The following is a 2568-nucleotide window of genomic DNA, read 5'->3' on the forward strand; positions in this document are numbered from 1 at the left end:
CTTATACTCACCAGCATGGTTATCAAGTTATCTAGGTTCCAAATAGAGCGTGGTGCTCTGTCTGGCTAGCGGCTAATCCCCCAAGCCCTTTCTGGACAAGGTTTATAGCCAACGAATCGCACCCATCTCCCCATCTCCCCATCCTCATAAGGGTAGGTTTTTTACAAAGGGGCGAGTAGGTACTTTGATTGTCTTGATGCAATAGCGAGTGGGGGAAACCACGCCAGTTGCTCATGGGGGGAACCCCCAAGACCGCACTGGCTCCCCAAGACCGCGCTGCATCGCTACGTAGAAATTCCTCAAAATATGTATCAAAATACACACTAGTTTCCGGGATAATTCTCCCCATTTCCCGCTTTTCCCGATTCCCGACTCCCGATTCCCGACTCCCGATTCCCGACTCCCGACCCAAATGTAAAAAACCTACCCCTGTGAGATCTCCCCATCTCCCCATCTCCCCATCTCCCCATCTCCCCATCTCCCCATCTCCCCATCTCCCCACCCTCTACCCCCGAACAATACTCTGGACAAATCACAAGAGTTGATAGTACCAATGTTCTATAGAGCAATCACAAAGAACGACCATTTTTTGTCCAGAGTCTTATGGAAAACCTCACATCTGCCCAACAAGAACTGTACGATTGGCTGGTTAATTATATTCGGGTGTCACACCATGCCCCTTCGATCCGGCAAATGATGAGAGCAATGAACTTGCGCTCACCAGCACCGATTCAGAGTAGGCTGGAACATTTGCGTAGCAAGGGATACATTGATTGGACCGAAGGAAAAGCCCGGACGATTAGGCTGCTGCGGCATTGTAATTTGGGAGTACCTGTTTTAGGAGCGATCGCAGCCGGGGGTCTAGTGGAACCCTTCACCGACACAGTTGAGGAGTTGGATATATCTGGGTTCTTCCAGCAACCAGGTAACTTTGCTCTGCGGGTTACTGGAGACAGCATGATCGAAGACTTAATTACAGAAGGGGATGTGGTGATTATGCGACCAGTGCCTGATCCCGATGACATCAAGAATGGTTTAATTGTAGCGGCACGGGTGGATGGACATGGTACTACCTTGAAACGTTTCTATCGTAAGGGTCACAAAGTTACTCTTAAACCCTCTAATGCTAAGTACCATCCCATAGAAGTGATGGCAAAACATGTCCAGGTTCAAGGAGTATTAGTCGGTGTCTGGCGGGGATATCAGCAGCATCTAACACCAGCAGCGATACATTAGACTTTCCAACAGTTGTCGGGAATAGGGAACAGAGTTTCCTATTCCCATCGGCTATAATTACTAGTTATTACTTTTCCTCCTCATCTTCAATCGCTTCATCTAGCCGGTCATTAGCATCCTGAGCAAGGTTAACAAAAGCAATATTCGATGCTAATCCCACCGCCGTAGTCACTGCTCCTTCAGATACCTTGTTGGACATTAATAATCCTGCAACGATCAGACCCACAATCCCGTTTAGAATTGTAGCCCCGACACGCAAGTTAAATGAAAGGTTGGCTTGACGAATACGCTCTTTCAAGAAGCGGGTTTCTGGGTCAAATTCTTTGTTTGGTTTAGACATGATTTATTCAGCCTTTAGTTGAGTAACGCTCTTATCTCCAACTATAGGCTCTCAAAACTAACAGTAAGCATTTGTGGATCAAAGTTCACTTATTTCACGGTCTTTACTATGGGTGAAGCTCGAATAAAATATCGTGATTATTGCTTCACTGCTTCACAAATAATCGTGAAACTAGGGGAACAGTTGCGTAGGGTGCGTTAGGGGCGGGCTAGCCATGATTTTGCGCCTCTTCGTTTCTGGTTGAAACAACCCGCCCCGTAACGCACCATCATGAGTAGTTGATGTAGGGTGGGCAGTAAATAGAATCCCGATGGTAAGCTTTGGAATTGGTATGATTACTGCCCACCTTACAATTCATACCCTATTTTACAATTAATTTCCTGTTGGTGGGCAGTGCCGATTTAATTTACTACAATCTTGAAAATTTCTAGGAAGCACTGCCCACCCTACGATTTATTTTACTCTATTTTACAATTGATTTTCTGTTGGTGGGCAGTGCCGATTTCACTGACTAAAATCTTGAAAATTGCTATCAAGCACTGCCGGGAGCAGGTCAAAGTCGCAGAACAGATGAACTATATACTATCAGAGCAAGCTAAAACCCATGAGGGGGCTATAGCTTTACTACAAATGCTCTGCATAAGTGAAATGCTCCCTTTTAATTTCGACCTTAACCGATAATCACGGCTAAGTTATGCCACTGAGGGGGTTAAAATTAGCCTGTAAGCTCTGTTTGGCAAGGGTTTCAGTTGGATTACCTTTGATAAGATGTCCCCAGCGTACCCCATAGCAATTAAACTTGACCAACGAAAAAATTAGGTTTCTAGACTTGGCCATCGCAAATAGGGGCGTTAATCAACCTGTCATATCATGTCCGGTTAATTAGTTAAAATTTACGCATCAATTTGACGCCACCAATGAAAACCTGTCAAGCCTTGAATTAAATCTTGCTGTTTGAGTAAAGTTTTGCAGCGTTGAAACAGAACAACTTC

At 45.2% G+C, this 2568-nt stretch carries 3 protein-coding genes; 1 reads left to right on the forward strand and 2 read right to left on the reverse strand.

The annotated features are described in order from the left end of the window. Window positions 1-31 precede the first annotated feature (31 nt). On the reverse strand, window positions 32-478 hold the full coding sequence (locus F6K46_RS39265) for a hypothetical protein (RefSeq protein WP_293118126.1): 447 nt from the start codon (window positions 476-478) through the stop codon (window positions 32-34). Between the two features lie 125 nt (window positions 479-603). Here F6K46_RS39265 and lexA point away from each other — a divergent pair, with 125 nt between their 5' ends. After that, window positions 604-1236, forward strand: coding sequence for a transcriptional repressor LexA (lexA, locus tag F6K46_RS39270; RefSeq protein WP_070391225.1), 633 nt, complete (start codon window positions 604-606; stop codon window positions 1234-1236). A 67-nt stretch (window positions 1237-1303) separates the two neighbouring features. On the opposite strand, the gene F6K46_RS39275 is transcribed toward lexA, so the two are convergent. After that, on the reverse strand, window positions 1304-1576 hold the full coding sequence (locus tag F6K46_RS39275; protein WP_293068760.1) for a hypothetical protein: 273 nt from the start codon (window positions 1574-1576) through the stop codon (window positions 1304-1306). Between the last annotated feature and the right edge of the window lie 992 nt (window positions 1577-2568).

The sequence above is a fragment of the Moorena sp. SIO3E8 genome (genome assembly GCF_010692445.1).
GTDB lineage: Bacteria > Cyanobacteriota > Cyanobacteriia > Cyanobacteriales > Coleofasciculaceae > Moorena > Moorena bouillonii.